Annotated in this window: 3 protein-coding genes; 2 read left to right on the top strand and 1 reads right to left on the bottom strand. The window is 65.2% G+C overall.

Features of this window, described 5'->3' with window-relative positions; all coding sequences use genetic code 11:
* The first annotated feature begins 76 nt into the window (after positions 1-76).
* Entirely contained in the window at positions 77-2893 is a 2817-nt protein-coding gene (locus FJZ36_17945; GenBank protein MBM3216781.1) for a hypothetical protein, read from the top strand.
* Positions 2894-3162: 269 nt separating this feature from the next.
* On the opposite strand, the gene FJZ36_17940 is transcribed toward FJZ36_17945, so the two are convergent.
* Positions 3163-4353: a hypothetical protein gene (locus tag FJZ36_17940; protein ID MBM3216780.1), complete on the bottom strand. Its 1191-nt coding sequence runs from the start codon at positions 4351-4353 to the stop codon at positions 3163-3165.
* Between the two features lie 141 nt (positions 4354-4494).
* Here FJZ36_17940 and FJZ36_17935 point away from each other — a divergent pair.
* Positions 4495-5088, top strand: a 594-nt coding sequence (locus tag FJZ36_17935) for a YmdB family metallophosphoesterase (GenBank protein MBM3216779.1), incomplete at its 3' end; no start/stop codon positions are given.

The following is a 5088-nucleotide window of genomic DNA, read 5'->3' as shown; positions in this document are numbered from 1 at the left end:
TGACGCGGCTCGCCTGAACCGGTAACATACTCCGCGATCACGACCGCCCGACCCGTCTGCCGCATCGGAGGCGTCCATGCCCCGCATCTACGTCCACCTGCTGAATCCGCGCGAGCATCCCGACGATCTTCGCCGACACACCAAGCCCCCGACGTGGGAGACGTTCGGGAACCGGACGCAGTTCACGTCGTTGCGCGGCTTAGGCGTCTCGGAGGGCAAGCTGGTCGGGTTCGTCGAAGAGATCGAGCGGTACACGCGCACGCACGAGCTCGGCGACGTTCTTTGGCCCTCCTACCCCATCATCTACGCCGACAACCTCGACGAACTGACGCGGGAGATCCAGGAGCGCGGGCTCTACCTGTTCGATATCTGGGGCTACGTCCCCGGATCGGGCCCCGGCGGCTACTGGCAGCAGTTCGACGTGCCTGCCTCAGCACTGGTGACCTTCACGAGCGCCCTGGGCGAACGCTGGCTCGGCATGGACAACGGCGAGCAGGACGGGCGGTACGTCGGTGGATACGCGTCGCAGATGACGCCGCGCTCGGCGGATCGGTTCGCCCAGTACCTGAACTTCCAGCAGCACTTCGAGCGGATGTGCAACGACCTCGGCAACCGCATGTCCACGCTCGTGTCGCTGAACTTCGGGCACTACTTCGTCAAGGAGGGCGTCTACACGCTCATCGGCGCCGAGACGGCTCAGGCGCTGCCCAATAGCCAGGTCTACTACGCCTTCATCCGTGGAGCCGGCAAGCAATACGGCGTCCCGTGGTTCGGGAACGCGTCCATCTACAACCGCTGGGGGTTCAAGAACTACGGCTCCGAGGGCAAGTCGGACGGCTACGAGCACGGACCGACGAAGGGCTCCAGCCTGAACCTCATGAAGCGCCTGCTCTACTCGCACGTCCTCTACAACTCGATGATCGTGGGGTTCGAGGCGGGTTGGTTCGAAGGAACCGAGCTCTCGCCGCTAGGACGCATCCAGCAGGCGGCGCATCGCTGGGTGAAGGAGCACGGGTTCCCCGGCGTCATGGTCACGCCCACCGCGCTGTTGTGCGACTTCTTCTGCGGCTGGTCGTTCCCGCGCCATCTTTACACGAGCGATGTCTACCGCGTCTGGGGGAACCTGCCCTACGAGCCGGGCGACTACCTCACCGACGGCGTTCTCGACATGCTCTATCCCGGCTATCAGGATGCCTCCTACTTCCACGACGAATCCGGCTTCCTCACGCCGACGCCCTACTCCGACGCCGCCGACGCGCTCTTGTCCGACGCGCCGTCGTGGTTGCTGGAGCGCTATCCGATCCTCGTCGTCGCGGGAGCCCTGGAAGGCGGAGATGAGATCCGCGACAAGCTCCAGGCGTACGTCGACGGCGGCGGATGGCTCATCATCACGGCGGGGAGCCTCGCCCGTCTGCCGGGCGGCGTCGCGGACGTGCGCGTCGATCCGGGCGTCGTGAACCTGCCCGCGCGGCAGAACGTCCACACCGAGAGCGGCGACCACGTCGAGGACGTGGGATTCGCCCTGTCGCTGCTCGATCTGCCGGTGCGCGCGCGGGTGATCGCGCGTTGGCGCGAGATACCCGCCGTCGTCGCCGTGGAGAGCGGCAAGGGTCGGATGACCGTCTTCGCCAGCCCGTTCGGCATCGGGAGCGACCCGGCGACGCCTCCGCCCCAGAGCGAAGTGGACAAGCCGTTGCTCAAGCCGTATCCGCTCCTGAAGCACGTCCGCGCCGAGCTCGACCGCGCGTTCCGATCCGTCGCGCTGTTCGACATCGGAGACCGGCTCAACCTGGTCGTCTGCCGCAAGAGCGCGGGCGAGTACACACTGGGCGTCACGAACAACGCCCTGGAACCGCGTCCTCTGCGGATCGAGTCGCGCTGCGGCGAGATCGAGTCGATCCAGGAGATCCCCATCGACGCGTCCGAGAAAGGAGCCGTCGGCTACCTGCCGGACGGCTTCGAGAACGCGGCAATCGGCGCGTCGGGACACGGGCAGATCGCGGGCGGCGATGTGCGAGTCTTCTCCGTCCGCGTCCGCGAGACGGGCGTCGAGGAGATTCCGCACGTGGCTCCCCCGCCGCTGCCACGCGGCAGGGCTCTGCCGCTGCGCGACGCGACGTCGATCCGTACCGAGGTGCTTCGCCGCCCGACGTTCTTCGAGCACTTCGATGGCGTCGTGGTGAGCGCGAGCCTGCTCCGCTCGACGGAGCGTCGGGCTCTCGAACGCGAGACGGGATGGCTTCAGCGGCAGGGAGTGCGCGTGATCGTCGATTGTTCCGAGGGCGTGAACCTCTATCCCGATCTGCGCCTGATCGCCAACGTCGTCGCCGACTACGAGCGGAGCCTGTCGGAGATCGACGACATCCTCGCGAAGATGGCGGCTCTGGGCGCGCGCGACCTGCTGCTCTCACTCCACCGCTACCCGGAGAATAACTTCACGCGCGAGGAGACGGAAGCCGCGTTCGAGTCGGCGCTACGAACCATCTGCGAGCGGGCGGGAGGACTCGGCGTGACCATCCATCTGCGGATGGCGCACGGGAAACCGCCGTGGAGCCTATCGGAGGCGAACCGGTGGCGGAACCGCGTCGGAGCGGAGAATCTGCGCGTCGCCGCGAGCGCGGCGCTGCTGCTCGCGTCGAACGCGACGCCCGAATCCGTGCGAGAGGTCGTCGGTGACCTCGGCATGTGGCTGGTGAGCGCGCCGCAGAACGACGTGGCGGGCAAGCTCTGGAACGCCCACGCACCCATCCACGGATCGAACTCGCTGGACGCCCTGGGCCGCAATCTCAAGGTGGCTCCCGACTTACCGGTTGCACTTGACGCGATCTACTCCGACCGCGACGCCGAGTACCGCGACGCGAAGGCTCTGGCGGAGCTCCTCGCGGATCGGTGATTCACTCACACGGAACGGGTGTTCCAAACCCCCTCCCTGACCCTCTCCCATTCAGGGAGGAGGGATAATGCCTCCTCTCCCCGCGAAGTGTGGGGGAGGACTGAGGTGGGGAGGTTCCCCCAAAGTATCATCGCGACGGGCCATTGGAGTCTGGCTTCCTGCCTCTGCGAGCATGCCATCGTGGCTTGAGCAGACGGCTGGAACGCCCGGAAGGGCACAGGAAAGGGCAGCCCGGAGGCTGCCCTGTTGAATCGTGACCCGAGACGTGCCTAGAAGACGCGGTAGTTGAGTGTCAGGGTGAAGTTCGTGGTTGCGTCCTCATCGCCCGCAGCCTTCTCGATCTGCTCCTGCGCCACGAGGTTCACCTGGTTCTCGATGTAGTAGATGAGCGCGACGCCGGCCGAATGAGCGACCTCAGCGTCGACGTCCTCGATCTTCCCGAGCTTCATTCCGTACCGGGCGCGGAAGTCGACCCGGTTGGTCAGCTCATAGGTGAGGTCCGCAGCGGCTGAACCGGTGTAGGCTTTCCCGAGGTTGTCGAACGGGCTGCTCCAGCGCGTCCCGGCGTTGAACTGCCACTCCCACGCCACCGGACGCGCATAGTGGGCGCTCACGTCGAGATTTGGCGATGGCAGCTCATCTACCTCTTTGCCGGTCGTGGGGTCCACGACCGTGAGGTCGAACTTGCTGCCGACGGCGAGGTCCCAGCCGTAGAACCGGTCGGCGATCTGCTCACGCTCGATCACCTCGTCCATCCGCAGGATGCCGACTGCCCCGATGGCGTCCTCTTTGAGCATACCCGACTTGCGGATGACCTCCTCCATGTCGGCGTACCACTGCTTCTTGTAGGTCGCCCCGTGAGTGTCCTCATACTCGCCGCGGCGGTCGACGATCTTCGCGAGTTCGACCATAGCGTCCTTGGGCAGGTTGCCGGTGATCTCGTTCTCGTCGATCAGGAAACCCTCCATCCGAACCGCTTTGGCGAGACCGGTCGCGTTGATGAAGCGGCCGTACCCCAAGGCGATCGTGACGGATGAGTTGGGTTGGTCGTAGTCCTTGAGCATGTTCGCGTCGAATCGAGCCGACCCGAAGATGTCCTTGAGCGACGCGTTCTTGTCCCAGATGTAGCGCTTGATGCTGCCCGAGAGGTCCGCGTTGTACGTGGACTCGTACTCATCCGTCTTCGGGTCGAGGGCAGTCGAGCCGGACCCGGTCACGTCGATGGAGTATCCGAAGGGCAGGGAGTCGTAGAAGCGCTTGTAGACGGCTCCGACGTTCCCGTTGCTCGCCGTCTTGTCCGATCCCTTGGTGGCATGGTTTGCGGTCAGATCGACCAGAAGACGTTCCGCCTTGCTGACTGGCACATCGTAGTCCGTTACGGACACGTTCTGCGCCGTCGCGGCGCCCGCCAAGAGAGCGGACGCTGCCAATACGGAACCCGCAGCCGCTTTCAGCCGCATGGTATCCTCCTTGTGGTTCATCGCACATCGGCGCGCGTAGGAGCGCGCGGGCACTCAGCCCCGCTCTACATAACGTAGCTCCGGTACCGTTCGTTCCAGTGCAGTCCGAGGCGACGACTTGCCCTCCTCGTCCCATCCGGTATGATAGGAGCGGATCGCACAGTACCCCGTCACCACACTACTGCCGCTGGAAAGACGCGCCTCCTGATGAGGATTGTGTTCATCGGCGACATCGTTGGCAAGCCAGGCAGGAGAGCCGTCAAAGAGCTCCTACCGGCGCTCCGCGAACGACACGGCGGCTTCGATCTGGTCATCGCCAACGCGGAGAACGCCGCTGGCGGCAATGGCATCACCGCCGCCATCGCCTCCGAGTTGACGGACGCCGGCATCGATCTCATGACGATGGGCAACCATGTCTGGGATCAGAAGGAGTTTGCCGACGAGATCGCCGACGTGCCGAACGTGATCCGTCCCGCGAACTTGCCCAAAGCCGCCCCTGGACGAGGATGGGCGGTCACGCAGAGCGCGGCGGGGGTTCCCGTCGCCGTCCTGAACCTCGGCGGGGGCATCTTCTTCAACCAGTATCACAATCCCTTCGAGGCGGCTGAAGACATCATCCCGAAGCTGCGCGAGAGCGCGAACGTCGTCGTGCTGGACTTCCACGCCGAAGCCACCTCCGAGAAGATCGCCATGGGCAGATTCCTCGACGGGAAGGCGAGCCTGGTCGTCGGAACC

This window comes from Candidatus Poribacteria bacterium (assembly GCA_016866785.1).
GTDB lineage: Bacteria > Poribacteria > WGA-4E.
The sequence above is the reverse complement of the archived record's forward strand: the minus strand, read 5'-3'. Positions and strand labels throughout refer to the sequence as shown.

Bases quoted from the DNA above. Each gene is read 5' to 3' on its own strand.
- FJZ36_17940 (MBM3216780.1), bottom strand. From the start codon at position 4,353: ATGCGGCTGAAAGCGGCTGCGGGTTCCGTATTGGCAGCGTCCGCTCTC.
- FJZ36_17945 (MBM3216781.1), top strand. From the start codon at position 77: ATGCCCCGCATCTACGTCCACCTGCTGAATCCGCGCGAGCATCCCGAC.